Source organism: Rhizobium sp. TAL182 (assembly GCF_002117725.1).
Taxonomy (GTDB): Bacteria; Pseudomonadota; Alphaproteobacteria; order Rhizobiales; family Rhizobiaceae; genus Rhizobium; species Rhizobium esperanzae.
In genome coordinates this window covers 2,859,595-2,884,404 of sequence record NZ_CP021024.1, presented here as the reverse complement: position 1 = coordinate 2,884,404, position 24,810 = coordinate 2,859,595, and the positions used below count along the sequence as shown (strand labels likewise).

Genomic DNA, 24,810 nt, shown 5'->3' with positions numbered 1-24,810 from the left:
CCCCGCGACCTGCCAATGCTAACGAGGACGGATTTGAAGCGATTTGTAGGACGCCATCATTACCGTTAGATCGAATAAGCGCTGCTCATCCATCTAGCCGCCCGCCGGTGGAATTAGTCCCCGACTTACTCCCCACCATCGCTAACCAGTGCATCCTGCACGATCGCGTAATAGGCGGCAAGCTCGGGGATATCGCCGGCCAGTTTTTCGAAGATGACATCCGATGGTGCAAGCGTCCCGGCATATTTTGCGTCGATGAAGGCCTGATGAGCCGCCAGCGCTTTGGCGTCCGCTTTGTGCACGACGGTGAAGACGGGCGAGGGGACCGTGCGGCCCTTGACGATGATGCGGTCGAGTTCGACGATGATGTAAGTATCGGCGACCAGCCTTGCGGTTTCCTCGCCGAGTAGCAGCGCCACGCCGTAATTCTTCGAGGCGCCTTCGAGGCGGGAGGCGAGGTTGACGCTGTCGCCGAGGCAGGAATAGTCGAAGCGGCGGGTCGAGCCCATGTTGCCGACGATGCATTCGCCGGTGTTGATGCCGACGCCCATCTTCAGGACGTGCGGCTTGCTGCCGAGTGCGGCCGCTTCCCGCTCCAGCTGGCCATTCAGCCTCGATATGGCCGCCTGCATGGCGAGCGAGGCCCGCACGGCGTGAAGCGCATGGTCGGGATCGTCGAGCGGCGCGTTCCAGAAGGCCATGATGCAGTCGCCCATATATTTGTCGATCGTGCCGCCGTGATCCATCACCACATCGGAGAGCGGTGTCAGCAGCCGGTTGATCAGGCCGGTCAGCTGTTCCGGATCGTCCTTCAGCGTCTCGGCGATGGTGGTGAAGCCGCGTACGTCTGAGAACAGCACCGAGAGCGTGCGCCGCTCGCCCCCCAGCTTCAGCTGCGTGGGATCGCTCGACAGGCGCTTGACCAGATCGGGCGAGATATATTGGGCGAAGGCGCGGGTGATCTGGCGCTTGTTGCGGCGCTCCTCGGCAAAATCGAAAGCGGCCTGGCCGAAGACGACGGAGATATAGGCGACCGTAGGCCCAAGCGGCGAGACGAAGACATGGGCCAGCCGGATACAGGCGGCACTGACGGCCGCGAAGGCGAGGAGGGCGGCCGCACTGTTCACGACCGTCAACCATCCCGTCGAGCGCCAGACGGTGGCGGCGGCAAGCAGCACCGATATCAGAATGCAGGCGGCAACCGTCGGCAGCCGGGCCTCGGCGATCGACAGGCCGCGCCGGATATTGTCGTAGATCGTCGCCTGGATCTCGACGCCGGAGACGAGCTTGCCGGTGTGAACGGTATAGGGGGTCGCGAAGGCGTCGACGCCGCCCTTATCGATAGCAGGCGCATTCTGCAGGCTGAGGCCGACGAGCACGACCCGATCCTTGAAATAATCGGGAGGCAGCAGGTTCTTCGGGTCGAGCGCCTGATAATAGGAGACGGTGGGATAGCTGCGGGCCGGGCCGAAGGATTGGATAAGCCGACCAGCCGGCAGGGCTTCGGGCGCCACTCCCGAGGCCTTTGCAAGCATGGCGGCAAAGCCATCCTCGTAGCCCGGAATGCGGCGGAAGATGCCGTCGCCGCTGAGATCGATCGAGGCGATGCCGGTGACGGCGCCTGCGTCGGTCAGCTGCGGCAGGGGTGTGGCGCGGATCAGTTGCGAGGCCTGTGGCGTCTCGATCAGCGTCTCGTCGCCAGCCAGCACGACATCGGGTCCGACGGCCCTGGTGATCGCGGCGTCATTATCCGGGTTCGAGGGCTCGGCCATGATGATGTCGAGGCCGATGACGCGGGCGCCCGCGGCGCGCAACTGGCTGATGAGATCGGCATGCAGGCCGCGCGGCCAGGGCCATTGCGCATTGATATCGGCAAGCGACGGTTCGTCGATCGCGACGATGACGGGTCCGCCAGGTGGCGGACGGGGATCGTCGACGGTCGAGAGATAATCGAAACTTCTGAGCTCCAGCAGCGACCAGGCGGGCAGGCGCGACAGCAGCGAGATGGCGATCAGCGTGGTGAGCGACAGCACCAGCAGCCTCAGATGACGGCCTCTGATCTGCCTGGCCTGCCGATGCTTGTCCCGCACCCGCATCAGAAGCGGACTTTGAGCGTGCCCTTGAAGGCGCGGCCCCAGCCGGGCACGCCGGGCGTGACCTCGAAATCCTCGTCGAGCAGGTTATAGGCGGCCGCTTCCAGCTCGATGCGCTTGTCGAACGGTTCCCAGACCAGGTGGGCGTCGAGGCTCCAGTAATCGTCGAGCTTGGTGCCGAACCGATCGCCGTCGCGCTCGCCGATATAGTTCGCGGCAACCGTCGCCTTGACCTTGGCCTCATTCACCCAGGTCAGGGCAATCTGCCCGGAATTCTGCGGTATGAAGGGAAGAGGGCCGCCATAGATCGGTTCGAGCGGATCCCTGTTCTCCGAATCCATATAGGCATAGGTGGCTGAAAGACCGAAACCGTTGCCGAGCGCGACGTTGGCAGTGACGGAAGCGCGATCGATGCTGCCGCGCGAAATCGGCAGGCTGGTATCGGAGGGAAGCGAGATCAGCGGAAAATCGACCGAGAAATCGTGCAGTTCCTGATGCTGGTATTCGACCGACGTGAAGAAGCGGTCGGTCCATTCGGCATCCCATTGCAGGGCGACCGTATCCGTATAGCCCTGCGGATCGGCGGAAAACTGATTGGCCTGCAGGCCGAGGATGCCGATCGGGGCAAGCGTCGGAATTCCAGTATCAAAGCTTTGACGCATGAAGGCGGCCCGCAGCCAGTGGTTTTGAACCGGCGCCCAGGCGAGGCCGAAGCGCGGCTCCAGCCGGGTGATATCGGTGCCGTCGCCCTCGAGGTGCGTGGCGAACAAGGCGTATTCGCCCTTGAGATCCGGCGTGATCTCATGCAGCACATCGGCGTAGGCGCGGCCGATATCGATGGTGCTCTCGGTGTGATCGGGAGGCGCTGTCACGCCCAGGAGCGTCTTATCGACCGTGCTGTTGATATCCATCCAGCCGCCCTCGATGCCGTAGCGGAATGTCAAAGGTCCGGCGCCTATGGAATGGCTCAGAGCGCCGATATAGGTTTTGGATTCGGTCTCCTGAGTGACATCGGTGAAGGGAATGATGAAGGGAACCCCTGCACGGATAAACAGCGGATCCAGGTCGACATCAAGCGCGTCGCTCGTCTTCGACTTGCTTCCGGAATAAAGCAGCGCTCCATTCACCACGTTTTCATATGCAAACGTGTGGCTCCAGCCGAGGCCGGCATATGTGCCTTCGCGTGCCGTTTCCTCTGTTGTGTAGAGAGGCAGCGGCAAAGGAACACCGAACAGGAGTTCCATGAACCCGGTGTTTGAGGATAGTGCGCTCAGCGCTCCATCATTCTTGGCATGGTTGACGAAGGCTACCACGCGATCATCAGGCGTGACCGTCGCGGTTAGATAACCGTCGGCGCTCAGCAACTTGTTATCGGTTTGAACGTTGCCGAAATCCCGATAGTCGCGATCGAGCGCCAACTCTTGCCAAGTCATATCGGCGCGGAAGCTTATTGGAATGGTTTCGTTCGAATAGCCTTGGATCTCGGCTTCGGCGATGCGGCGGGTGTGGCCGTCGACACTGTTGATGCCGCCGCCGAGCGAGCCTTCGATGAAGGGCACATCGAAAAGCGTTACCGAACGCGAACGGCCGGACAGCATGTGCGGAGAGAGCAGCAGGCCCTGAATGAAGGATGAATAGGTCGACGTGTTGATGCTATATTGGCTGACGCTGTCGTCGCTGAAGCTCGTCGCGTTGACGAAAGGAAAGATGCTGCCCTTGATCGACTGGTCGATATAACCGGTGCCTTTGAAAGGATCGAAGACGGCATCGCCATAAAAGCGGCCCCAGGCATCCAGTCCCTGCAGGCGGAAGGCGTCGTTCAGGGTCGAGCCGGCGCTCGCATTGGCGCCGAGGGCACTGTAATCGCCGCCGCGGGCGCGCGAGCGGCGCAGATATTCCTGCGCATTCCGGATCGCGCCATCGGCATCGTAGTCGTCGATATCGACGGCCGTGCGGAAGGCGGAGATATCGGGGTCGTTCTTGTCGATCCGGTCGGCATTGTCGACCGCTTGGTTGAAGGGAATGCGATCGCCCTTTTCCAGATGGGCGATGGCGAGTCCCAGCTGAGCGGATGAAAGGCCGGGATTTGCGGTCGCGGCGGCCAGCAGATCGTCGAGCGCTTTGTCGGTCTCGCCGTTCTGGATGTAGTAGCGGCCGCGCGCAAGCAGGGCGAGGTCGAAGGAGGGGTCGACGGCAAGGGCGGTGTCGATCTCGCGCTTGGCTTCCTTCATCCTGGATTGGTCGAGATAGAGGATGGCGAGATTGGCGTGTGCGACCGGATCCTCGGGATCGAGCTCGATCGCCTTCTTGTAGGCTGCCTCGGCTTCGCGATCGGCGCCGCGGTCAGACTGGAGCAAACCGAGATCGTTCCAATTCATCGACGAGCCCGGCATGTCGGCAAGCGATTGGTTGAGATCGGCAAGCGCCCCTTGGATGTCGCTTTCATAACCTTGGCGATAGCGCGCCCGCGCCTGCAGGCCGTCGGGATCATGAGGATCGATCGAAAGCGATCGATCGACCGCTTCCTTCATCTGAACGCGGTCGTCGATGAGCTGGGCCAACAGCGCGCGCCGCGCCGGCAATGTCGGATCATTGGGATATTGCTTTTCGGCCTGTTTCAGCACCTCGATGGCGGCGGGGATATCTTGCAGGAAACCGGCAGTATAGGCCTTGGCGATAGCGCCGTTCGGGCCGATGGCTGCATCGGCCGGCGGATTTTCCACCCGTTGCGGATCGGCGAGCGAGCGCGAATAATAGCCGCCATAGGCTGCAACGGCGCGGCGTTGCGGATCGAGATGCGGCAGCGCTTTCTCGAAAAGCTTGGCGGCCTCGGCATAACGCATCTGCTCACCAGCGATCAGGGCTTCGAGCAGCTCGCCGCGGGCGCGCTGGGCGGCCGAAAGCGGCAGGGCGCGGGCGCGGGCGAGGGAAGCCAGCGCATCCTTGGCGCTGTCGAACGTCAGCTGTACTTCGGCAAGCGTCAGCCAGTCTGCAGCGCTGCGGTTTTGCGCCGGCACGGCGGCGATGCGCCCACGCTCGCTGCGCATGGTCGCCGTCGGCAGCGGCGAGGCAGGCATCATGGTAAAGCCGCTGCGGAGGGTGAGATAGAAGAGCATCTGTTCGCGATCGTCGGGATTGACGCTGACGATCTTGCGCGGCGCCTGACCGATGGTGGCGACCGCCCCTTCGCCCTGGTTCACCTCGACGCTGCCCTGCGGGTTGGAGAGCGCCACCCGGCCTTCGAGCACGATCATCGAGGTCTGGTCGCCCTTGACGGTCATCGTCCAGTCGGTGCCGCGGATGGCGGCTGCGGCGGCCGGTGTTTCCACAGTCAGGGCCTGGCCGCCGCGCTGGGCGCGGGCCCAGATCGTGCCGGCCTGAAGCTCGAGCACGGTGTCGCCGCTCGCGGCCATCTTCTTGACCTGCAGCGACGAATTGCGGCCGAGGCGGACCTGGGTGTGATCGGAAAAGACGATGGCGAGCTGGCCGTTGGCGTTAGTGCGCAGTACGTCTCCAGTCAGGAGATCCTGGTTGATGTCGACGACGCGCCAGTCCGACACGTCGATGAATCGCACTTCCTCGCCGGTCTTTCGGGCAATGACCGAGCCGGCGATCGGCGTGGCGCGCGGCACGGGATCGGCCATCGCCGGCAGCCCGAAACCGGGTACGACAAACGCAAGCGCCAGCCCGATGCGACAGATGTTATTGGAGTAACCCCGCATGATCTCGACCCCATCCCCGCTTTCCCCTTTGTCGGTGTAGAGTGAAAAAGTCAAGCGTGTTGCACACGTGTTCTTGCTTTCGTTTCAAAGTGTAATATCAGGGGAACACTTTAGGGGATGGAGTATTCAGGTGAGCGAATTCGAGAGTGCTACGGAGGTTATGCTGAGCAGGCCGTCGAGCGGGGACGTCAGTGCCGAGTATTTCGACCACATCAAGAAAATCAACGACATATTTTATGATCAGGTCAAGATATCCGACCAAAAGGCTGCCTACATCTTTACTTTCATGCTCGCCTTTTTAGTGAGTTCCAGCGAGGTGAGGGCGGTTTTCAGCCTGGCACGTTATACGGGCGGTACGCCGGGAAGTATGCTTTTCTCCGGCCTGCTTGCCGCAGCCTCGGTCTTCTCCATTCTCTCAGCTATTCTGGTTGTGCTGCCGCGTCATTTAGGCACCTCGACCTCGCTCTTCTGGGGCGCCTGGCCGAAGCACCGCGACCTGTTTTTCGATGCCGCCGTGCGGCGAGACGAGCGCTATCTTTTCGACCAATATCTAGAAAATGCCAACACCCTCTCGACGATCGCGCGCAGCAAATATCGCTGTGTAACTTTCGCCTTTCGCGGGTTGATGGTCAGCGTCGTTGCCTATGTGCTGTTGTTGGCGGCAGGGTGAGGTTGCGCTGCCACTCTCCGACGTAGCCATGGGGACGGGGCCGCGCTGAGGCGCCCCCCGTCCCTCGTCAATCCACAACCTCGAGAACGAGCTCGATCTCGATCGGCATGCCGAGTGGCAGGCTGGCAACGCCAAGGACCACCCGGCCGGACAGTTTGTCTACACCGAAGACCTGGAGCAGCAGTTCGGATGCGCCGTCGGCGACCTTGGGGTGGTCGCGGAAGTCGCCTTCCGTCGCGATGTAGACGCCGAGCTTGACGACCTTCGCCACCTTGTCCAACGAACCGAGATAGTCCCTGACGGCCGCAAGCCCGCTGAGGGTCGCCGTCTCGGCAGCCTTGCGGCCCTCATTCACCGTCAGCGCCCCGCCGACGCGGCCGATATAGCGGGGCTCATGGCCGACAACCGGCAACATCCCGCTGAAGAAGACGAGGTTGCCGGAATTCGTCGCCTCAACATAGGCGCCGAAGGGTGTGGGCGGCGGCGGCAGGACGATGCCGAGCTTTTGCAGCCGCTGTTCCGCGCCGGCTGCCGGCGCTTTCGTTCCGGTCACCATTTGCCCAGATGTGCGCCGCCGTCGACGTGCAGCACCTCCCCGGTGACACGCGGAGCCTCGGTCAGGAAGACCACCGCATCGACGATTTCGGCGACGTCGGAAATGCCTGACATCGGCGAGAGCGTCTTCAGGAACTCCTTCGGATTATCCTTATGCAAGGGCGTGTCGACGACGCCCGGAGCGACCGTGTTGACGCGGATTCCATCGCTCGCATATTCCATCGCCAGGTTCTTGGAGATCGCATCGATGCCGCCCTTGGTCATCATCGAAACCGAGGCGGAGAAGCCGGCGATCGGATGGTCGATCAGCGGGGTGGTAATGCTGACGATGCTGCCGCCTGTCTTCTGGGCCAGCATCTGCCTGATGACAAGCTGAGTGAGGTGGATGAAGCCTTCGAGATTGGTAGAGGAGAGCTTACGGAAATCCGTCATCGTGTAATCGATGAAGGGCTTGGTGAGGAAAATGCCGGCATTGTTGACAAGGGCGTCAATCGAGCCAAAGCGGTCGATCGCCGCCTTGGCCACACGCGCCGCGGTTTCGGGATCGCCGATGTCGCCGTCGACCACTGCCAGCCTGTCGGAAGCGTTGAGAGCATCCGAAGCGCTGACTTGGCGCGAGGTGGCGACAACGTTGTAGCCGCGCTCGACGAAGGCGTTGACGAGGCCTGCTCCGATACCTTGGGAGGCGCCCGTAACGATGACAGTTTTATGTGTAGTCATGTTGAACTCCATTGATCTGGTTCGGGCAACGCGGGCCTTGCGAAGGCGAGGTCGCCCGAGATGGGGCCGCCGCGATCGCGACGCCATCAGCTGTTGCTTGTTTTCGCAGAGTGAATATGACGAAAACCCGATTGCGCGATTAGATGGAAATATCTGGATTCTCTTTTGCATTGATGCAAAAGTGGGGCATGGCGGACCTTAATGACATCGCTGTCTTCGTGAAGGTGGCGCAGTACGGCAGCTTCAGCCGTGCGGCCCATTCGCTCGGCATGCCTGTTTCAACCGTCAGCCGTAAAGTGACCTCGCTCGAGGAACAGCTCGGCGTAACCCTGATGCAGCGTACGACCCGCAAACTCAGCCTTACCGCGCAGGGGCGGGCTTATTACGACAGGTGCAGCGAGCCGCTGTCCCACCTCCTCGATGCTGAGCAGGCGCTGAGCGAAACGCAGAGAAAGCCGGAAGGCCTCTTGAAGATCTCGGTGCCAGTCATCTTCGGGCAGGAGGTCTTCTATGAGTTCATATCCGCCTTCCTGAAGACCTATCCCGATATCCAGGTTGATCTCTTCGTCACCAATCTATTCCTCGACCTGATTGCGGAGAATATCGATGTCGGAATCCGTTTCGGCGACCTGAAGGATTCGTCCATGATCGCGCAGCGGCTCGGCAAGAGCGTGCGCTATCTGGTCGCGGCCCCGGAATATCTGAAGGGCAGGGCGATTCCCGCCAAACCGGAAGACCTGACGGAGCATCGCTGCGTACTCCTGAACGGCCGCAACGGCGAAGCGGAATGGCATCTCGTCAGCGGCCGCAAATCGCTGGACCTGCGTGTGTCGGGGCCGGTCTCGAGCCGGGACTTCGATGCGGTCAGCGCCTTCACTTATCGCGGCCACGGTATCGGTCTCCTGCCTTCGACCTATTGCGACGAGCAGATTCGAAGAGGCGAACTCATCCGCCTTCTTCCGGAGTGGTCGTCGCCGGAAATTTTCGTGCATGCCGTCTATCCTACCCGCCGCTTCCTGCCCTTGCGCCTGCAGGTCTTCCTCGAAGCGCTTAAGGCATGGAACACCCCGCTGTGGCTGCCATTGCATTGAGAGTTTTGGAATCGGTGCCGTTGAGACGCGACGCATTTTCATCACCGAAAATTGAAGCCCAGCGCCTCACCGTGCATCCTGCCCCGGCCAAGCTGTGGTAAAGTCTGTCGGCTTGGGGTGGCGCGGGGATTTGCCGATGCTGACAACGCTTGCGGTGCTCATGGGTGTTTCAGGAGTCGTGCCGGCCGCTGAAACCGTGCCAGCTGAGGTCGATGTGACGCTGGTGCTTGCCGTCGACACCTCGCGGTCAATGGATTTCGAGGAGATTGGCATTCAGCGCGATGGATATGTCGAGGCGCTCAAGCACAAGGAATTCATCGATGCGGTCAAGGGCGGGCTCACCGGCCGCATCGCCATCAGCTACTTCGAATGGGCGGGCTATGTCGTCCAGGACTCGATGATCGACTGGCAGGTCATCGAGACGGAGGCGGATGCGATCGCCTTTGCAGGCAAGCTCGACGCCCGGCCGATTGCCACGCAACGGCGCACCTCGATCTCCACCGCCATCGATCAGGGCGCCAGCATGATCGCCACCGGTCCCTTTCGCGGCAGGCGCGAGGTGATCGACGTTTCCGGCGACGGCCCTAACAATTCCGGCGATCCCGTCATACCCGCGCGCGACAAGGCGGTGGCGTCAGGCATGATCATCAACGGCCTGACCATCATGCTGCGTCCTTCCGATGCCCCCGGCGGGCTCGACAAATATTACGCCGATTGCGTGATCGGCGGCCCCGGCAGCTTCGTGCTGCCGGTCCACAAGATCGAGGATTTCGCCATCGCGGTGCGCCGCAAGCTGGTGCTCGAGATCAGCGGCATTTCTCCGTCGCCTGGGGTGGAGAGGATCGCTGCGGACGCGCCGACGACGGATTGTCTGATCGGCGAGAAGCAGTGGCGGGATATATTCGATCGGTGAGGCGTGGCTGCGGCGCGACTTGGGATGAGAGGACACCGTGTCGCACCCCCCTCTGTCCTGCCGGACATCTCCCCCACAAGGAGTGAGATCGGCTGGGCGTAACGGCTTCCCCAAACAACTAAAGCGTCGTGATTGTCGCTGCCGGCTGGGAGGGAGCGACGGTCAGGCCACTTGCCAATCTCCACCCTTGTGGGGGAGATGTCCGGCAGGACAGAGGGGGCACACGGCACGCTTAAAAGGAAAGAAGCCCACCATGAGGGGTTTGAAGGCGAGCCGGGTGCTCCCAACGTCTGCCGCCGCCACCTACAACGGCAATTGCCTGCCGGCCTGTTCGCTGACCATGTATTCGGCGTACCAGTCCGGCCAGTTCTCATCATACTTGCCGCCGTTGCGTTTCTCGTGTTCGCCGTGGGCCTGGGCGGCGCGGCGGAGTGCCGCCGCAAGGTCGCTCGATGTCGAGAAGGCCGTCTCATCGGCGTCGATGCGGCCGGGGAGGCGGGTGGTGACTTCCTGGAACAGCCAGCCATTGCCGTCGGGATCCTTGAACGAGGCAAAGGAACGGTAGCTGCGGTGCTCGGGGTCGTGGCCGGCGATGCGCAGGCGCCCGAAGAGATAGGGCTCGTCCTTGCCGGCATAGACGCCCGATGCGTCGTGGAAGACCTCGCTCACCTCGACGCCGCGGGCGATGAGATCGCGCCGCGCGGCCTCGATGTCGGAGACGATGAGGTAGAGCCCTTGCGCGGAGCCGGGGGCGGCGGCCGTGACGTTCCTGCCGAAGATGATGGCGCAGCCGGAGCCCGGCGGGGTGAACTGGATCACCCGAAAATCGGCATCATTGGCAAAGTCGGCGTCGAGCCTCCAGCCCAGGCCGTCATAGAAACGTTTGGCGCGGTCGACGTCGGAAACGGGGATGACGACCACTTCGAGCTTGGTGTCGACCGGTCGTGTTCTCGTGGATTCGGTGGGGGGGTCACTGCGCACTGCATTGCTCATCTTCAGCTCCTCAGGGTTTGGACGCATTAAGAATGGCGATACATGTCGGGGTCGAGTGGACCACAGCGCGTTCGGGGCGTCGAATCAATTATTCTATCGGAGCAGAAGAGACGGCGGGCCGATCCCGCCGCCTGTCGCGCGGCTGCTAAAGCGCGTCGCGATCTTTCAGATTCGCTCTTTGCGCTTTAGGTTTTTGTTTTCACGCATGTTGCCGCAAACCGCTGCACACTTTTGCGCGACCTGCTTCAGGCCGCAAGAGCGGCACGTGTCTTGCCGATCATCAGGGCGGCGCGTGCCGCCTCGCGGCCCTTCTCGACGAAATGGGCGCGGTAGATCTGCGTGTGATGCTCGGTTTCCTGATAGTGGTGCGGCGTCAGCGAAACGGATAGCACCGGCACGCCCGTATCCATGCCTGCACGCATCAGGCCATCGACGACGGCTTGGGCGACGAATTCGTGGCGGTAGATCCCGCCGTCGACGACGAAGGCGGCGGCGATGACGGCGGCATAACGTCCGGTCGCGGCAAGATCGCGCGACAGCAGCGGCATTTCGAAAGCGCCGGGGACGTCGAATACGTCGATCTGTTCGGCGGGAACAAGCTGTTGGAAGCCTTCAAGCGCACGGTCGACGATATCGGCGTGCCAGCCGGCTTTGACGAAGGCATAACGGGTGGGTGTCATAGTAATCTCCTTTGGCGTACAGACACGTCACCCAAGGCGATCACGAGCATCCGCCGCCAGCCTGGAGGGCAGCAGCAGCGCACGTTCTCTTTCATCCGGACTATGACCGTCGGCTCAGGCATCTCACCTGATCTGCTGACCCTTCCGAGGAAGGCGCTCGCGGGCTCGCAATCGAAACTGCATACCGCCGGTAGGGACTTTCACCCCGCCCTGAGAACGGCGCGGACAATAGGGGCAAGGCGGCGGGCTGGCAATAGGTAAGATGGTTTCCGGATGGGTGCGGGTTGTAACCCAAGCGAGCCTCATTCTGAGGTGCCCGCAGGTTGCCGCGCCGAGGCCGGTGAGGGTCTCACGCTAAGCGCGCGTTACAGGATGCCCGCCCTTGCTAGGCGTATCTTCACGCCTACATGCTTCGCTGAGGACACTCACGTCAAAACAGCAGGATGTGTCGTTCCCCCGAACCGGGGCAGCAACCATGGGAGAGAGACATGCCAGAATCTTTCGTCGTGCGCCGTGAGGCGCATCTTGCGGCGCCGCCGGCGGCGGTGTTTGCGCTGATGACCGATCCGGAGAAGATCCTGCGCTGGATGGGGACGGAAGCCGAGGTCGAGCCGGAGCCCGGCGGGCTCTATCTCGTCAACGTCACCGGCGCCCGCTTTGCGCGCGGCTCGTTTCGCGAGGTGGTGCCGGTGCATCGGCTTGCCTACAGCTTCGGCTGGGACGGCAGCGAGGTGGTGCCGCCGGGATCGAGTCTGGTCGAGATCGACCTGATCGAGCAGGGAGGCGGGACGCTTTTGCGGCTCACCCATAGCGGCCTGCCGAGTGCGGAGCAATGCGCTGGCCATGAGGAAGGCTGGGCGCATTACCTCGGACGGCTCACCGAGGTCGCCGCCGGGCGGAACCCTGGCCCAGATCCATTTTACGGCAGGAGATGAACGGTTTTCGACAGGCGGCGGGATGTTCCTCAAGCGCTTGACGCTGCGGGAAGAACGATCCGCCGCGGTCAAGAAAGTGCTGCTTTTTCGTCGGTAAACATGAACGTGCAGTTCATCTCCAGTTCAATTTGGTGGTCCTAAGGTGATTGCGGCTGGATGAAATGGAGTTTTCGATGAAGGCACTTTCTATCGCGGCTGCCTTGCTCGCTGGCAGCCTCTCGATCGGCACAGCTCAGGCGATGCCGATCGGGGCAATCAAGGTTGAGAGCACTGTCACAAAGGTCGACTACGCCTGTGGTCGCGGCTGGCACCTGACCCGCTGGGGCGAATGCCGGCGCAACTGGCGCCGCCCGCCGCCTGTAGCTTTCTATGGCGGTCCGCCCCGCTGGGGCTGGGAGCGGCGTCATCGCGATTGGGATGGCCCGCGTTGGCGCTATGAGCGGCGCTGGGACCGCGAACGCCGCTGGCGGGATGACTACTAAAAGCCTTGGACAGAAGCGGACGAACGAGGGCCGGTGCGATGTTTCGCCCGGCCTTTATCTGTTGAAATAACGACCGCGCTCAGATGCGGCTGACGAGCCAGTGCTTTCCGTCAATCAGCTCTTCGAGCTCGGCCGGATCCTTGACGCCGAACTCGAACCATTCGATGAGTTCCTTCGCCTTCCGCTTGCTTTCCTCGGCCGTAAACTCGATCCCATAGCGCGCACACCACCGCCGAAGGATCGACGTCAATAGCGTCATGTCATTCCCGTCAAGCGGGTCTTTCGGCCAGTATGTCGTGCCCATCGCAACCCCTCAATCGCTGATGACAAGCTGGCACATAATCGAATCAATGTCGCGCAATTTAAACGTGTTTATTCGGTTGTTTTCCACCGTGGCGAATGGTTTTCCACAGAGTTGTCGGGCGGTGGGGTTGACAGGGTTGAGGAGGGACTCGGCGAGAGCAAGTGCCGATAGGAAATCCTCCGGACACCAGAGGTGTCCTCGGTTTGCCGACAAAATCTCCTCCGTCATGCTCGGCCTTGTGCCGAGTATCTGACCAGGGCGATTGTTTGGACGACAACCGTTTATTTTCATACGCATAATTGGATCATCTCAGATCCTCGGCACAAGGCCGAGCATGACGGAGGAGATTTTGGTTGCCAACAGGCGGAGACCGGAGACCTCCTCAGAGGCCGCAGGAGTGTCCGTGGGCTGATGTCCCGGGGTTGCCCACGTCCTGTTGCAATGCCAATGTTAACCCATGGATCTGCCTTCCTCTCTTGCCTGGCTGATTGACGAGGCTGCGGCTTCGCCCGGTCCCGAACGGTTTCTGGCCGAGCTCGGGCGCCGGCTGCTGGCCGATGGTCTGGCGCTTTCCGGCGGCGCGCTGACACTTTCGGTGCCGCATCCGATCATCGCGCGGCGTACCTGGCTGTGGCGGGCCGAAACCGGAGCCGTCATCGAGGCGCTGGGTTTTGCCGCCGCACCTCAAAGCGATGCCGGGCGCGAATGGCTGGCCGGGCTCGGGCCGGTTTGGGAGGAGAGGGTTGGAGCTTCTCAGGACGGCGCCATGCTTGGCTGGGCGGGCATCGCCAAGGGGGAAGGGGCGGACGAATTTGCTCCTGATGAAGCCGCGCGGCTGCAGGAGGTCGCGCGTTTTGCCGTCGCGCCGCTCGCAGCCCTTGCGGCACGGGAGGCGCGGGCAGCACTGCTGGAAGCCTATCTCGGTCGGCGCAGTGCGGCTCGGGTTCAGTCGGGTGCGCTTGCCCGTGGCACCGGTGAAACCATTCGCGCCGCTCTTCTCTGCGCCGATTTGCGGGATTTCACCGCGCTTTCTCAGGTGACGGAGCCGCAGGCGATGATTTCAGCGCTCGATGCTTATTTCGACCGCGTTGCCGGCGCCGTGCACGCCTTCGGTGGCGAGGTGCTGAAATTCATCGGCGACGGCGTGCTGGCGATCTTTCCCGTCACCGCCGCTTCCGGCAACGAGGCCGGAGCTGATCGGGAGGCCTGCGAGGCGGCGCTTCGGGCTGTCGCCGCCTGCCGCGCCGGCATGGTCCATCTCGACCAGATGCGCCGGGCGCAGGGGCTGGCGCAGCTGCCCTTCGGTGCGGCGCTGCATTTCGGCGAAATCCTCTGGGGCAATATCGGCGCCGCCGACCGGCTAGATTTCACTGCCATCGGCCCGGCGGTCAATCTGGTCAGCCGGCTGGAAGGGCTCTGCAAGCCGCTCGGCCACAGCGTGCTGATCTCAGGCGCGGTGGCTGCGAATACCGAGGCCGCGCTGACGCGGCTCGGCGAGCACACCCTGCGCGGCATCGCCGAGCCCTGTGCCGTCTTCACTTTGGCCGAGGATTGAGCCCCGAGATGGCGCTGCCCGAATGCGCCCGCCATGCCATGTTTGGCGCTCACAAGAATCATGATTGTTAATCACTCGTATGGCGCGTGATCATTCCAGCCACTGCCGAAGATCGTTTTCAAATATTCCTTAGGAAGAGAGTTTGCAAAGAAACTTTTGCAAAGATATGTTTGCGATCATATGATGGGATCATGAAAGAGCAGAACTCCGAACCTGCCGCAGATGCTGTTGCCTCGCGCATAGTCAGCCGTGTCGTGCCCGAACCGACCGCACTGAAGGCGCTGGCCCACCCCGTCCGGCTGCGCATGCTCGGCATGCTGAGGATCGACGGCCCCGCCACGGCGACGCAGCTCGCCGTCCGGCTCGGCCTGAACAGCGGCGTGACGAGCTATCATCTGCGCCAGCTCGCCCAATATGGTTTCATCGAGGAAGCGCCGCATGCCTCGCGACGCGACCGCTGGTGGCGCGCCAGCCACGAGCTGACCTCGGTCCCCCCGAGCGAAGCCGAAGGCGAGGCGCTCGATCTCGACATGGCCTTCAACCAGGCGGCCCTCTCGCTGCAGGTCGGCCAGATGCAGCAGGCGCTGGAGGAATATGCCGAGCTGCCGGCGGAATGGCGCAAGGCGACGGCGGCCGACGACATCATCATCCCGATGACGGCGGACCAGGCCGAGGCCCTGACGAAACGGCTGAGCGATATCATCCTGGAAGCCATGCGGGCCGCCCCACCACTGGGGGAGGCGGCGTCCCGGAATCCTGACATGGTTCCTTTCTATGTCATGCTGCACGCTTTCCCCTATCCGGGCCGCCTGCCGCACCGCGAGCGGGAGGACGAGCCGTGAGAAAAGGCAAGCCTTTCCGAGCACTTGCCGCCGCAGAGACGCTTTCGCTTTCCGGCAGCCGGCTATCGACCATCGCCATTCCCTGGCTGGTGCTGAGCGCTACAGGCAGCCCCGTGCTGACCGGTCTGACGGCGATGATGGAGATGCTGCCTTATGTGCTCGCCAAGGCGCTCGGCGGGCCGCTGATCGACCGCATCGGCGCCAAGCGCATCGCCATCATCTGCGACACTGCTTCCGTTATTGTGGTCGGGCTGGTGCCGATTGTCGATCTCTTCGGCATGCTGACCGTGCCGGTGCTGCTGCCCGTTGTTTTTGTCATGGGGGTGCTGCGAGGCCCCTCCGATGCCGCCAAGCAAGCGATGGTTCCCGATATCGCTGCGCTGGCGGCCGTGCCGCTCGAACGGGTGACCGGCGTCTCCAGCGCCATCGAACGGCTAGCCTCGACGGTGGGCGCTGCCGGCGCCGGCGCATTGATCGGGCTGATAGGCCCGGGGCAGGCGCTCCTCGTCAACGCCGCCACCTTCGCCGCCGCAGCGCTGGTCGTCGCGACCGGCATACCCGGCATGCGGCGCGCTCCGGAGTTGCCCGCCGCGCTGGACGCTCGGCGGGGCAGGGTGCCTTCCTATGTCGACGATCTCCGGGAAGGCTGGCGCTTTCTGCGCAGCGACGCCGTGCTCGTCAGCATTGTCACCATGGTGGCGATCACCAATCTGCTCGATCAGGCCTATCACGCCGTGCTGCTGCCCGTCTGGACGAAGAACGCCGGTCATGGGCCGGAGCTGCTCGGAGCGATGTTCGCCGCCTTCTCCGGCTCGTCCATCGCGGGCGCGGCGATCGCCGCTGTCATCGGCGAGCGCATGCCGCGTCTGATCGTCTATACCGTGGCCTTCCTCCTGACCGGATTTCCGCGCTTTCTGGTGCTCGCGGTCGATGCGGCGCTCGGCTCCGTCTTTGCGACGCTCGCAATCGCGGGCTTTGCCTCGGGTTTCCTCAACCCCATTCTGTCGGCGGTGATCTTCGAGCGTATCCCCAAGCCGCTAACCGGGCGCGTCACCGCGATGAATACCGCCCTCTGTTTTGCCCTCATCCCCTTCGGGGGCCTCGTCGGCGGCGCGCTGATCAGCACGATCGGGCTTGGTTCAGCGGTGCTCCTCTGCGGGCTCGCTTATCTCGCCGCGACTCTCGCTCCGCTGGCGCTCAAGAGCTTCCGTGGTTTTGACAAGGCCATGGCATGAGTCCCCCGCGCAGGCTCTAGCCTTATCCGATTTCCTCGATCATCAGATCGATAAAGCAGCGCACCCGCGGCTCCAATACGCCTTTGTCGGGATAGAGCGCCACGATCTTCGTGTCGTCGGTTTCGAGGTCGGGCAGGACCTGCCGGAGACGGCCGGCGGTCAAATCGGCGGCGGCAACGAAGTCCGGAAGAAGGGCGATTCCGAGGCCGGCCAGGGCGGCGTCGCGAACGGCTTCACCGCTGTCGAGCCTCAGGCGGCTGCGCCCCTGGGCCTTGATCCAGCCGCCGCCGCTGCGAAAGCGCCAACCCTGCCTTTGGCCGCGGCTGGTGAAGAACAGGCAGTCATGGGCGGCGAGATCCGCTATATCGCGGGGCATGCCGCGTTCGGTGAGGTAGGAGGGCGAGGCGCAGAGTAGCGCCTTGTCACTGGCGATCACGCGCGTGATCAACCGGCTGTCGGCCGCCGACGGCGTCGCGCCAATCGCGATCGCCAGATCGAAGCCATCCTCGAGAAGCTCGGCCGGGCGATCGGTGAGGCTCACTTCGACCTGCACGTCGGGCCAGGTGCGAAGATATTTCTCGAGCAAAGGGAGCACGACAAGCGATCCGAAGACATTGGGAGCGGCGAGCCTGAGCACGCCTCGCGGCACACCGCTTTGCCCCCCAATGCTCGCTTCCGCCTCGTCGACCGATGCCAGGATCTGCAGCCCGTGGTCATAGAACACTCGTCCTTCATCGGTCAGGCTCAGTGTCCTCGTGGTCCGGTTGAGCAGGCGCGCGCCGAGCCGCTCTTCCAGACGGGTGACGGCCTTTCCCGCTGCCGAACGGGAGAGGCCCATCGCCTGGCCGCCGGCGATAAAGCTTCCGGCATCGACGACGGCCATGAAGATCAGGATATCGTTCAGGTTCGTGCGCGGCATGAAGGCAACTCGAGCGATTCAACTGCAGCCTTAACTCGGTCGCGATTTGACCGATTCAAGGCTCGCACCATCAACGTCGGCCGCGCCAGTTAGGTCCCGGGCGCATCGAAATGATGGTGGTCGGCGACAGCTGCCGTTTCGAGTCACCACTGCCCAAATCGAATGCTCGCGCCAACAAGCCTCGCCGTCAGCGCCAGCCGAGCGCCGGAGCGACGTGAGTGAGGATCGCTTCGATGACGTGGGCGTTGTAGGCGACGCCGAGCTGGTTGGGCACGGTGAGCAGTAGCGTATCGGCCTCGGCAATCGCCTCGTCTTCCGCAAGCTGCTTGATGAGCACGTCAGGTTCGGCGGCGTAGCTGCGGCCGAAGATCGCCCGGGTCTTCTCGTCGATGAAGCCGATCTTGTCGCCCTCGTCGTTGCCGTAACCGAAATAGGCGCGGTCACGTTCGTCGACCAGCGCGAAGATGCTGCGGCTGACCGAGACGCGCGGCCGACGCGTGTGGCCGGCTTCCTTCCAGGCGTCGCGATAGGCGCGGATCTGGTCGGCCTGCTGGACGTGGAACGGCTCGCCGGTCTCGTCGTCCTTCAGCGTCGAGCTCTGCAGGTTCATGCCGAGCTTGGCTGCCCAGACGGCGGTGGCGTTGGAGCTCGCCCCCCACCAGATGCGCTCGCGCAGGCCCTCCGAATGCGGCTCGAGACGCAGCAGGCCGGGCGGATTCGGAAACATCGGCCGCGGGTTCGGTTTGGCGAAGCCTTCGCCGCGCAGCACTTCGAGGAAAACTTCGGCATGATGCCTGGCCATCTCGGCCTCGCTCTGACCTTCCGGCGGCGCATAGCCGAAATGACGCCAGCCGTCGATCACCTGTTCAGGCGAGCCGCGGCTGATGCCGAGTTGCAGCCGCCCTCCGGCGATGAGATCGGCAGCACCGGCATCCTCGGCCATATAGAGCGGGTTCTCGTAACGCATGTCGATGACCGCCGTGCCGATCTCGATACGGCTGGTCTTGGCGCCGACGGCGGCAAGCAGCGGGAAGGGCGCGGCGAGCTGCCGGGCGAAATGGTGCACGCGGAAATAAGCCCCATCGGCGCCAAGCTCCTCGGCCGCCACGGCAAGGTCGATTGACTGCAGCAGTGCGTCGCCCGCCGAACGCGTCTGCGATTGAGGCGAGGGCGTCCAGTGCCCGAACGAGAGAAAACCGATCTTCTTCATGCCGCGCCTTTATCCATTGCATCTCATGATGGATCGGTCATCGCATAGTTTCGGTGCGCAAGACAATCACAACCGGAATGGAATGGCGCGCTTGGCCGGCGACGCTTGCTGAAGCGGCACGCGAGGCAACGCTCGTAAATGGCGGGAAATGAGTCGCATTTCCCGGGCCGGCGCGCCGGATACGCAAGGAGCGATCGTCATTCGGGAACTCCGCTTTCACGGAAGCGGCGGCCTATAGCGCCAGCAAGTTCGGCCTGCGCGGCTTCTCCGAAGCACTGCGGGCGGAGGTGGCCGACAAGCCGCGCATTCACGTATGCGACGTCTATCCCGCCCTTGTCGATACGCCGGGCCTCAGGCATGGCGCCAATTATGTCGGCCGCCAGGTCACCGCGCCGCCGCCGGTTCTCGATGCGTGCCGCGTCGCTGAGGCGATCGTCGGCGTCGCCAGGTCGCCGCGCGCCACCACCACGGTCGGCGTGGTCACCACTGCGACGCGGCTTGCCCATCTGCTGGTGCCCCATCTTGCCGCCAGGGCTCTCGGCCGGCTGATGGCCGCCTATTTCAAGCGGGCGCCGCGCGCCGCCGAAAGCGACGGCAATCTCTACTGGCCCTCCACCGACGCCGCCCGGATCGATGGCGGGCTCCGATCGCGGCACAGGTATTCGGCGCCGCTCCTCCTCGGTCTCATCGCGGTTGCTGTGCTGGCGATCGGCGCCGCTGCGCCGAGGACGTACCCGCGCCGGCGGCTGGCGCTGGGCAGCCGGCACCGGTTTTGGTAGGCGGGTTGGATGGTGCAGATGCTGGAGGTTTGTATGGCATGCCGTGTGGCACGCCCTCTCCTCCGTTCGTGTGACGAGCACAGGCGAGCGGGTGAACTATCAGCATCGCTTCATGCCCCCACTGACAAGGCGCAGCCACGGAGCCAGGTGGAAGCCGGTCATCAGCAGGTACATCGGCACCATTCCGGTCAGCGGGAAGTTATCGGGCGTGGTGGTGCAGATCACGTCGGCGCTGCCGGTTGCGGCCGTCAGCAGCGCCATGATCGCGAAGGTCGGGGCGGCGGCGAGAGACAGAAAATCAGCGGCGAGAGCGGGTTTGGCCAGCTCGCCGGCGGGTTCGTCAGCGGCGGCGGCGAGCGACAGCCAGTTGTCTGTGTCGAGGGAGGGGTTGGCGTCAGCCCGTTTCGGGACGTGAGCGAAGAGTGCCATGACAGTCACTCCTTGCCGTAGCGGTCGTGGTGGCGCCACCAGATGCCGATTTCGTTGCGGCCCTTCGGCGCGCGGTCGAGCCATTGATACATGCCCCAGAGCCCGTCGAGCCCGCGCGCATAGCTGGAATAGCTGTGGTAGACGTCGCCATCGATGAGTTCGAAGGCGCTGACGCCGGGGCGGTCGCGGGCGTAGGTGGGAACGTCGGTGCCGGTCATCGAAGCGATCTGGACGATGGGTTCGTCGCTGCCGCGCGACTGCCATTCCGGCACAGCCTTGCCCGCCGGCGGTTCCGAGGCGGGCGGTTCGCGACGGTAGTTGTATTCGATCTCGCCGAGACGCTGCTGCTCCGGGCTGAACCAGACGCTGAAATCGGCGTTGAAATCGCTGCCGGCCGAGGAAGCCCAGGGAAAGCTCCAGTCCATGCGCCGCTTGAAGGCCTCAAGCTTTGCGAGCGGCGCGCGCGAGACGGCCCAGAAGGCGACGTCGTGATTTTCCAGGTGGATGAAGAAGCCGTTGAAGCCGTCGGCGATCGAGGAGCAGGAGGGGCATCCGGCGCTGTAATCCGGCCCGAACATGAAATGATAGATCAGGAGCTGCGAACGCCCGCCGAACAGATCCTTCAGCGAAGCACCGCCGCCTTCGGTATCGAAGCGGTAGTCCTTGTCGATCCTCACACGCGGCAACTGCTGGCGTTTGGCCGCCAGCGCATCGCTTTGCCGCGTCAGTTCCTTTTCCTCCTCGAGCAGATCGAGTCTCGCCGCCAGCCATTGCTCGCGGGTTGCGTTCAGCATTGCCGTCATGGGTCTTCTCCTTTGCCTGTCTCTCGTCGTAGCATCCGGCTCGGTTGCCTGCCGTTGAGCGGAGATTACGGCCGAAGGGACAAACGCCGGGAGTGACAAGTGTGACGGGATTTGAATGGACTCGCTGATTACGGCTGCTGCGCAGGCGCTGGCATCGGGCGATATGCTCGGCGCGCTGAAACGGGTGGCGCTGCGCGACGATGCGCCGGCGTTGGCGCTACGAGGCATCGCCATGGCACAGCTCGGTGACCTCATTCGCGCCAAGGCGCTGCTGAAGAGTGCCGTGCGTGCTTTCGGACCGCGGGAGGCGGTGGCTCGCGCCCGCTGTGTCGTCGCCGAGGCAGAGATCGCGCTCGTCTCGCGCGATCTCACCTGGCCGCCGAAGACGCTGGAGGCGGCGCGCAAGGTTCTGGAAGCGCATGGCGACCGGGTCAACGCCGCCCATGCCGGCAATATCGCCATTCGCCGGCTGGTGCTGATCGGCCGCCTCGACGAAGCCGAGCAGGCGCTGGCCGCGCTCGACCCGACGCCGCTGCCGCCGACCTTGCGGGCCGCCCATGAGCTTGTTGCGGTTGAGATCGCCGTTCGGCGCCTGCGCACGCATGCGGCCCGCGCAGCACTCGAACGGGCACAGCTTGCGGCCGAGCGGGCGAATATGCCCGTGTTGACGGCGGAGGTCGAAGCCGCTGGACATGTGCTCGATCTGCCGGCGGCGCGGTTGGTTTCTCGTGGGCATGACCAGCCGCTGCTGCTTGCCGAGGTGGAGGCGCTCTTTTCCGGCGGCACGCTCGTCGTCGATGCCTGCCGCCATGTCGTGCGCACGGCGAGAGCGGTGGTGCCGCTCGCGAGCCGGCCGGTGCTTTTCGCGCTCGCTCGTGCGCTTGCCGAAGCCTGGCCGGCGGATGTGTCGCGGGGCGCGCTGATCGCACGCGCCTTCCGCGGCAAGCATGCCGATGAATCGCATCGCGCCCGGCTGCGTGTCGAGATCGGTCGGCTGCGCGCGGAATTGGCCGGCCTGGCGGAAGTCTCGGCTACCAAGCGCGGTTTTGCCCTTTCTCCTGCCGGCGCTTCTGAGGTTGCAGTGCTTGCCCCGCTCGTCGAAGGGCCGCATGCGGCGGTGCTTGCCTTCCTCGCCGATGGGGAAGCGTGGTCGAGTTCGGCGCTGGCAATCGCTCTCGGCGCCAGTCCGCGCACCGTGCAGCGAGCGCTGGATGCGCTCGCCGGCGAGGAGAAGGTGCAAGCGATCGGACGCGGGCGGGCACGCCGCTGGATGAGCCCGCCGCTCTCCTCTTTCCCGACGATCTTGTTACTCCCGGGACCGCTGCCGAGCGACTAGTATGGGTCAACCGACATGGAGGAAGACATGAAGACATCGGCTGCGACCATTCTGCGTGAATATGGACCCTTTCCAGGCGCGGAGCGCGTTCATGGCGTCACCTTCGACGGCCGGCATGTCTGGTTCGCCTCAGGCGACAGGCTGAATGCGCTCGACCCCGACAGCGGCGAGGTGGTGCGGTCGATCGAGGTCGCCTCCCACGCCGGCACGGCTTTCGACGGCGAATTCCTCTATCAGATCGCCGAGGACGTCATTCACAAGATCGACCCGAAGACCGGCCAGATTCTTTCCACCATCCCGGCCCCAGGCAATGGCGGCGATTCCGGCCTTGCCTGGGCCGAGGGCACGCTCTGGGTCGGCCAGCATCGCGGCCGCAGAATCCATCAGATCGATCCCGAAACCGGCAAGATCCTGCGCACCATCGAATCCAACCGCGTCGTGACAGGCGTCACCTGGGTCGACGGCCAGCTCTGGCACGGCACCTGGGAGGGCGACGACAGCGACGTCAGACGCATCGATCCGAAGACGGGCGAGGTGCTTGAACGGCTCGACATGCCGGACGGCGCCGGCGTCTCCGGGCTCGAATCCGACGGCGCCGGCTGCTTCTTCTGTGGCGGAGGCAACAGCGGCAAGATCCGCGCCGTGCGCCGGCCGTGAGCGCTGCGCCGCCGGGGTGGGGGGCTGCTCCTTACAAGAAGCCGGCGTCAGCGCACCCGCCTCGCCCTTCGCGGAGCCTCAGCAACCGTGTTGTTGGGGTTCGCTCCATGGGGTTCGTCTTTTGATAATCGTGTTGATCATGACGATGAATTTCCGCATGGCAGCGACGAGGGCGACCTTGGGTGGTTTGCCGGCATCGCGCAGTCTTTTGTGGAAGGCCTTGATGGCCGGGCTGCAACGGATGGCCGAGAGCGTTGCCATGTAGAGAGCGCATCGGACGGTGGCGCGGCCGCCGGCGATGTGGCGCTGGCCACGCCAGGTGCCGCTGTCGTGGGCGACCGGGGCGACGCCGACGAGGGCTGCGAGCTTCTTGTCGTCGATGGCGCCGAGTTCGGGCAGTTCGGCGATGAGCACGGCGGCGCCGACCTCGCCGATGCCTGGCACGGTCAGCAGCAGGTCGCGGCGTGCGGCCATGTCGGGCTCGGCCTCGATGGCAAGCGCGATGGCGGCATCGACGCGGGCGAGCTGGCTCTTGAGGGCGGCGAGGGTCTCGCCAATCAGCGCGGCGACGGCTTGCGGGGCATGTTCGAGGCGGTTCTTCTCGGCGACCGCCATGTCGATGAGCTGCCGGCGGCGGGCGACGAGGGCAGCAAGCGCGATGCGGCCGTCGTCGATATGGGGGATCTGTGCCGGCCGCATCGCTCTGGCGAAGTGGAGAATGACGCGGGCGTCGACCTGATCGGTCTTGGCCAGCCGCCCGCTGGCCCTGGCGAAATCGCGCACTTGGCGGGGATTGACGACGGCGACGGCAATGCCGGCGGCCATCAGCGTCCTGACGAGCGCCATCTCATAACCGCCGGTGGCTTCGACGACGACCAGCTCGGCGCCGGCTATCGCCGTCGCCAGAGCGGCCCGGCCCGGCACATCATTGTCGAAACGGACAACGCGTTTGCCTTCGACAGCCACATCGAAATGGGCCTTCGAGACATCAATGCCGACCATGAAAGCTTGCGGGACATGCATGACTGCTCCTCCTTGCAACGCGGGCTCAAGGCCCAATCAACCGTTCGAGCGAAGACATGGCGACGGAGATGCTTGCTGAGGCACGAGTTCAAAACTCTGGGATGACACGCATCTCCGTCGCACAGCCGCATTATACAGCAGCGGGAACGTACAAGGATGAGGCTCTCTTGGAAGCCGGCGTGGCCCTCCTTGGCGGTTGCGGTGAGATATTCTCCGATGCCCCGCTGTTGTGGCGCGGCAACTCCAACGCTCCCTCATGTTGAGGTGCGCAGCCCGTAGGGCGGAGCCTCGAAGCACGCCCTCAACACTGCTTCTTGCATCCCTCGACCGCAAGCACACCCGCCTCGTCCTTCGAGGCCCCGCCTCCGGATGAGGCTCTCTTGGGTGCCGGCGGCTCCGGCCACGCAAATACCTGCCGATAGCAATTCACCGTCCGTCAACTTTTGCGTGTCAATTTCGAGGGAAGGGGCGCCATCAAAAGGTTGCGAGTATTGAAGGTCAGGCTCACATCGCATATCACGCTGATCCTGGTGGAGCCAGGGCACGCACGATCATGATCGGCAACAGACCGGCGATAACTCGCGCCACGGTTAGTGGGAAATTGGTGGAAATCGCCATTGCCGATAGCGGCATCGGCATGGATACGGATGATCTGCCGAAACTGTTTCAACCTTATTATCGCGCCCGCAGCGCGACGGGGATTGCCGGAACCGGCCTTGGCCTGAACGTCGTCAAGCAGGTCGTCGAACCGCACGGCGGCACCGTCGAGGTGACGAGTGAGCTTGGCAAGGGCACAACATTTACCATCTTTCTGCCAATAGAGTTTCTATTGTCGGATCAACAAATCGCAGCTTAAGGAAAGAG

Annotated in this window: 23 protein-coding genes, 1 pseudogene and 1 riboswitch; of the genes and pseudogenes, 12 read left to right on the top strand and 12 right to left on the bottom strand. The window is 63.7% G+C overall.

Annotated features, from left to right (window positions below; translation table 11 throughout):
• Positions 1-125: 125 nt before the first annotated feature.
• Positions 126-2,096 (bottom strand): adenylate/guanylate cyclase domain-containing protein, encoded by a 1,971-nt coding sequence (locus Tal182_RS14535; protein ID WP_085859867.1) that lies wholly within the window; start codon positions 2,094-2,096, stop codon positions 126-128.
• Positions 2,096-5,815, bottom strand: coding sequence for a FecR domain-containing protein (locus Tal182_RS14530; protein WP_085860947.1), 3,720 nt, complete (start codon positions 5,813-5,815; stop codon positions 2,096-2,098). The genes Tal182_RS14535 and Tal182_RS14530 overlap by 1 nt, the downstream gene beginning before the upstream one ends.
• Before the next feature lie 130 nt (positions 5,816-5,945).
• Here Tal182_RS14530 and Tal182_RS14525 point away from each other — a divergent pair, with 130 nt between their 5' ends.
• On the top strand, positions 5,946-6,485 hold the full coding sequence (locus Tal182_RS14525; RefSeq protein ID WP_064803548.1) for a Pycsar system effector family protein: 540 nt from the start codon (positions 5,946-5,948) through the stop codon (positions 6,483-6,485).
• A gap of 67 nt (positions 6,486-6,552) precedes the next feature.
• On the opposite strand, the gene Tal182_RS14520 is transcribed toward Tal182_RS14525, so the two are convergent.
• Positions 6,553-7,041 carry a RidA family protein gene (locus Tal182_RS14520; protein WP_085859866.1) on the bottom strand — a complete coding sequence of 163 codons (489 nt, stop codon included), beginning with the start codon at positions 7,039-7,041 and terminating at the stop codon, positions 6,553-6,555.
• Positions 7,035-7,760, bottom strand: coding sequence for an SDR family oxidoreductase (locus Tal182_RS14515; protein WP_064806228.1), 726 nt, complete (start codon positions 7,758-7,760; stop codon positions 7,035-7,037). Before Tal182_RS14515 ends, Tal182_RS14520 begins: the two co-directional genes overlap by 7 nt.
• Before the next feature lie 188 nt (positions 7,761-7,948).
• Between Tal182_RS14515 and Tal182_RS14510 the strand changes: the two genes are divergently transcribed.
• A complete protein-coding gene (locus Tal182_RS14510) occupies positions 7,949-8,851 on the top strand; it encodes a LysR family transcriptional regulator (RefSeq protein ID WP_085860946.1) in 903 nt (300 codons plus the stop codon).
• A gap of 136 nt (positions 8,852-8,987) precedes the next feature.
• Positions 8,988-9,764, top strand: a complete 777-nt coding sequence (locus Tal182_RS14505) for a DUF1194 domain-containing protein (RefSeq protein WP_064810710.1) — start codon at positions 8,988-8,990, stop codon at positions 9,762-9,764.
• Between the two features lie 303 nt (positions 9,765-10,067).
• Here Tal182_RS14505 and Tal182_RS14500 read toward each other — a convergent pair whose 3' ends face one another.
• Positions 10,068-10,757: a VOC family protein gene (locus Tal182_RS14500; RefSeq protein WP_085859865.1), complete on the bottom strand. Its 690-nt coding sequence runs from the start codon at positions 10,755-10,757 to the stop codon at positions 10,068-10,070.
• Between the two features lie 245 nt (positions 10,758-11,002).
• Positions 11,003-11,437, bottom strand: a complete 435-nt coding sequence (locus Tal182_RS14495; protein WP_011425937.1) for a 6,7-dimethyl-8-ribityllumazine synthase — start codon at positions 11,435-11,437, stop codon at positions 11,003-11,005.
• A gap of 79 nt (positions 11,438-11,516) precedes the next feature.
• A riboswitch (FMN riboswitch) is annotated at positions 11,517-11,659 on the bottom strand.
• Positions 11,660-11,925: 266 nt separating this feature from the next.
• Here Tal182_RS14495 and Tal182_RS14490 point away from each other — a divergent pair.
• Both Tal182_RS14490 and Tal182_RS14485 read left to right on the top strand, forming a co-directional pair.
• Positions 11,926-12,372, top strand: coding sequence for an SRPBCC family protein (locus Tal182_RS14490; protein ID WP_064803540.1), 447 nt, complete (start codon positions 11,926-11,928; stop codon positions 12,370-12,372).
• Between the two features lie 173 nt (positions 12,373-12,545).
• Positions 12,546-12,854 (top strand): hypothetical protein, encoded by a 309-nt coding sequence (locus Tal182_RS14485; protein WP_011425935.1) that lies wholly within the window; start codon positions 12,546-12,548, stop codon positions 12,852-12,854.
• Between the two features lie 79 nt (positions 12,855-12,933).
• Here Tal182_RS14485 and Tal182_RS14480 read toward each other — a convergent pair whose 3' ends face one another.
• Positions 12,934-13,158 carry a hypothetical protein gene (locus Tal182_RS14480; RefSeq protein ID WP_020921685.1) on the bottom strand — a complete coding sequence of 75 codons (225 nt, stop codon included), beginning with the start codon at positions 13,156-13,158 and terminating at the stop codon, positions 12,934-12,936.
• A 457-nt stretch (positions 13,159-13,615) separates the two neighbouring features.
• Here Tal182_RS14480 and Tal182_RS14475 point away from each other — a divergent pair, with 457 nt between their 5' ends.
• From Tal182_RS14475 to Tal182_RS14465, 3 genes are all read left to right on the top strand, one after another.
• Positions 13,616-14,713 carry an adenylate/guanylate cyclase domain-containing protein gene (locus tag Tal182_RS14475; RefSeq protein ID WP_085859864.1) on the top strand — a complete coding sequence of 366 codons (1,098 nt, stop codon included), beginning with the start codon at positions 13,616-13,618 and terminating at the stop codon, positions 14,711-14,713.
• Between the two features lie 191 nt (positions 14,714-14,904).
• Positions 14,905-15,555 (top strand): helix-turn-helix domain-containing protein, encoded by a 651-nt coding sequence (locus tag Tal182_RS14470; protein ID WP_085859863.1) that lies wholly within the window; start codon positions 14,905-14,907, stop codon positions 15,553-15,555.
• Positions 15,552-16,790: an MFS transporter gene (locus tag Tal182_RS14465; protein ID WP_085859862.1), complete on the top strand. Its 1,239-nt coding sequence runs from the start codon at positions 15,552-15,554 to the stop codon at positions 16,788-16,790. Before Tal182_RS14470 ends, Tal182_RS14465 begins: the two co-directional genes overlap by 4 nt.
• Positions 16,791-16,812: 22 nt before the next feature.
• Here Tal182_RS14465 and Tal182_RS14460 read toward each other — a convergent pair whose 3' ends face one another.
• Positions 16,813-17,709, bottom strand: a complete 897-nt coding sequence (locus Tal182_RS14460) for a LysR family transcriptional regulator (RefSeq protein ID WP_085859861.1) — start codon at positions 17,707-17,709, stop codon at positions 16,813-16,815.
• Positions 17,710-17,896: 187 nt separating this feature from the next.
• Entirely contained in the window at positions 17,897-18,919 is a 1,023-nt protein-coding gene (locus tag Tal182_RS14455) for an LLM class flavin-dependent oxidoreductase (protein ID WP_011425924.1), read from the bottom strand.
• Positions 18,920-19,098: 179 nt separating this feature from the next.
• On the opposite strand from Tal182_RS14455, the gene Tal182_RS14450 reads away from it, so the two are divergent.
• Complete coding sequence (locus tag Tal182_RS14450) at positions 19,099-19,698, top strand: SDR family NAD(P)-dependent oxidoreductase (protein WP_280952460.1); 600 nt, start codon at positions 19,099-19,101, stop codon at positions 19,696-19,698.
• 99 nt (positions 19,699-19,797) lie between these two features.
• Here the strand turns inward: Tal182_RS14450 and Tal182_RS14445 are convergent, their stop codons facing one another.
• Together Tal182_RS14445 and Tal182_RS14440 are read right to left on the bottom strand one after the other, a co-directional pair.
• Complete coding sequence (locus tag Tal182_RS14445) at positions 19,798-20,127, bottom strand: hypothetical protein (protein WP_085859860.1); 330 nt, start codon at positions 20,125-20,127, stop codon at positions 19,798-19,800.
• A 5-nt stretch (positions 20,128-20,132) separates the two neighbouring features.
• Positions 20,133-20,930 carry a thioredoxin family protein gene (locus Tal182_RS14440; RefSeq protein ID WP_085859859.1) on the bottom strand — a complete coding sequence of 266 codons (798 nt, stop codon included), beginning with the start codon at positions 20,928-20,930 and terminating at the stop codon, positions 20,133-20,135.
• A 115-nt stretch (positions 20,931-21,045) separates the two neighbouring features.
• Here Tal182_RS14440 and Tal182_RS14435 point away from each other — a divergent pair, with 115 nt between their 5' ends.
• Together Tal182_RS14435 and Tal182_RS14430 are read left to right on the top strand one after the other, a co-directional pair.
• Positions 21,046-22,266 carry a helix-turn-helix domain-containing protein gene (locus Tal182_RS14435; RefSeq protein ID WP_085859858.1) on the top strand — a complete coding sequence of 407 codons (1,221 nt, stop codon included), beginning with the start codon at positions 21,046-21,048 and terminating at the stop codon, positions 22,264-22,266.
• 27 nt (positions 22,267-22,293) lie between these two features.
• Entirely contained in the window at positions 22,294-22,923 is a 630-nt protein-coding gene (locus Tal182_RS14430; RefSeq protein WP_064803522.1) for a PQQ-binding-like beta-propeller repeat protein, read from the top strand.
• 78 nt (positions 22,924-23,001) lie between these two features.
• Here the strand turns inward: Tal182_RS14430 and Tal182_RS14425 are convergent, their stop codons facing one another.
• The gene (locus Tal182_RS14425) at positions 23,002-23,946 is read right to left on the bottom strand and encodes an IS110 family transposase (RefSeq protein ID WP_085859857.1); all 945 of its coding nucleotides are present in this window, start codon (positions 23,944-23,946) and stop codon (positions 23,002-23,004) included.
• 604 nt (positions 23,947-24,550) lie between these two features.
• Here Tal182_RS14425 and Tal182_RS14420 point away from each other — a divergent pair.
• Positions 24,551-24,802: pseudogene (locus tag Tal182_RS14420) on the top strand (sensor histidine kinase); the annotation flags it as partial.
• Positions 24,803-24,810 lie beyond the last annotated feature (8 nt).

Excerpts from the sequence above, each read along its gene's own strand:
- Tal182_RS14535 (WP_085859867.1), bottom strand. The coding sequence starts at position 2,096 with ATGCGGGTGCGGGACAAGCATCGGCAGGCCAGGCAGATCAGAGGCCGT.
- Tal182_RS14530 (WP_085860947.1), bottom strand. The coding sequence starts at position 5,815 with ATGCGGGGTTACTCCAATAACATCTGTCGCATCGGGCTGGCGCTTGCG.
- Tal182_RS14520 (WP_085859866.1), bottom strand. The coding sequence starts at position 7,041 with ATGGTGACCGGAACGAAAGCGCCGGCAGCCGGCGCGGAACAGCGGCTG.
- Tal182_RS14515 (WP_064806228.1), bottom strand. The coding sequence starts at position 7,760 with ATGACTACACATAAAACTGTCATCGTTACGGGCGCCTCCCAAGGTATC.
- Tal182_RS14510 (WP_085860946.1), top strand. The coding sequence starts at position 7,949 with ATGGCGGACCTTAATGACATCGCTGTCTTCGTGAAGGTGGCGCAGTAC.
- Tal182_RS14505 (WP_064810710.1), top strand. The coding sequence starts at position 8,988 with ATGCTGACAACGCTTGCGGTGCTCATGGGTGTTTCAGGAGTCGTGCCG.
- Tal182_RS14500 (WP_085859865.1), bottom strand. The coding sequence starts at position 10,757 with ATGAGCAATGCAGTGCGCAGTGACCCCCCCACCGAATCCACGAGAACA.
- Tal182_RS14495 (WP_011425937.1), bottom strand. The coding sequence starts at position 11,437 with ATGACACCCACCCGTTATGCCTTCGTCAAAGCCGGCTGGCACGCCGAT.
- Tal182_RS14490 (WP_064803540.1), top strand. The coding sequence starts at position 11,926 with ATGCCAGAATCTTTCGTCGTGCGCCGTGAGGCGCATCTTGCGGCGCCG.
- Tal182_RS14485 (WP_011425935.1), top strand. The coding sequence starts at position 12,546 with ATGAAGGCACTTTCTATCGCGGCTGCCTTGCTCGCTGGCAGCCTCTCG.
- Tal182_RS14480 (WP_020921685.1), bottom strand. The coding sequence starts at position 13,158 with ATGGGCACGACATACTGGCCGAAAGACCCGCTTGACGGGAATGACATG.
- Tal182_RS14475 (WP_085859864.1), top strand. The coding sequence starts at position 13,616 with ATGGATCTGCCTTCCTCTCTTGCCTGGCTGATTGACGAGGCTGCGGCT.
- Tal182_RS14470 (WP_085859863.1), top strand. The coding sequence starts at position 14,905 with ATGAAAGAGCAGAACTCCGAACCTGCCGCAGATGCTGTTGCCTCGCGC.
- Tal182_RS14460 (WP_085859861.1), bottom strand. The coding sequence starts at position 17,709 with ATGCCGCGCACGAACCTGAACGATATCCTGATCTTCATGGCCGTCGTC.
- Tal182_RS14455 (WP_011425924.1), bottom strand. The coding sequence starts at position 18,919 with ATGAAGAAGATCGGTTTTCTCTCGTTCGGGCACTGGACGCCCTCGCCT.
- Tal182_RS14445 (WP_085859860.1), bottom strand. The coding sequence starts at position 20,127 with ATGGCACTCTTCGCTCACGTCCCGAAACGGGCTGACGCCAACCCCTCC.
- Tal182_RS14440 (WP_085859859.1), bottom strand. The coding sequence starts at position 20,930 with ATGACGGCAATGCTGAACGCAACCCGCGAGCAATGGCTGGCGGCGAGA.
- Tal182_RS14435 (WP_085859858.1), top strand. The coding sequence starts at position 21,046 with ATGGACTCGCTGATTACGGCTGCTGCGCAGGCGCTGGCATCGGGCGAT.
- Tal182_RS14430 (WP_064803522.1), top strand. The coding sequence starts at position 22,294 with ATGAAGACATCGGCTGCGACCATTCTGCGTGAATATGGACCCTTTCCA.
- Tal182_RS14425 (WP_085859857.1), bottom strand. The coding sequence starts at position 23,946 with ATGCATGTCCCGCAAGCTTTCATGGTCGGCATTGATGTCTCGAAGGCC.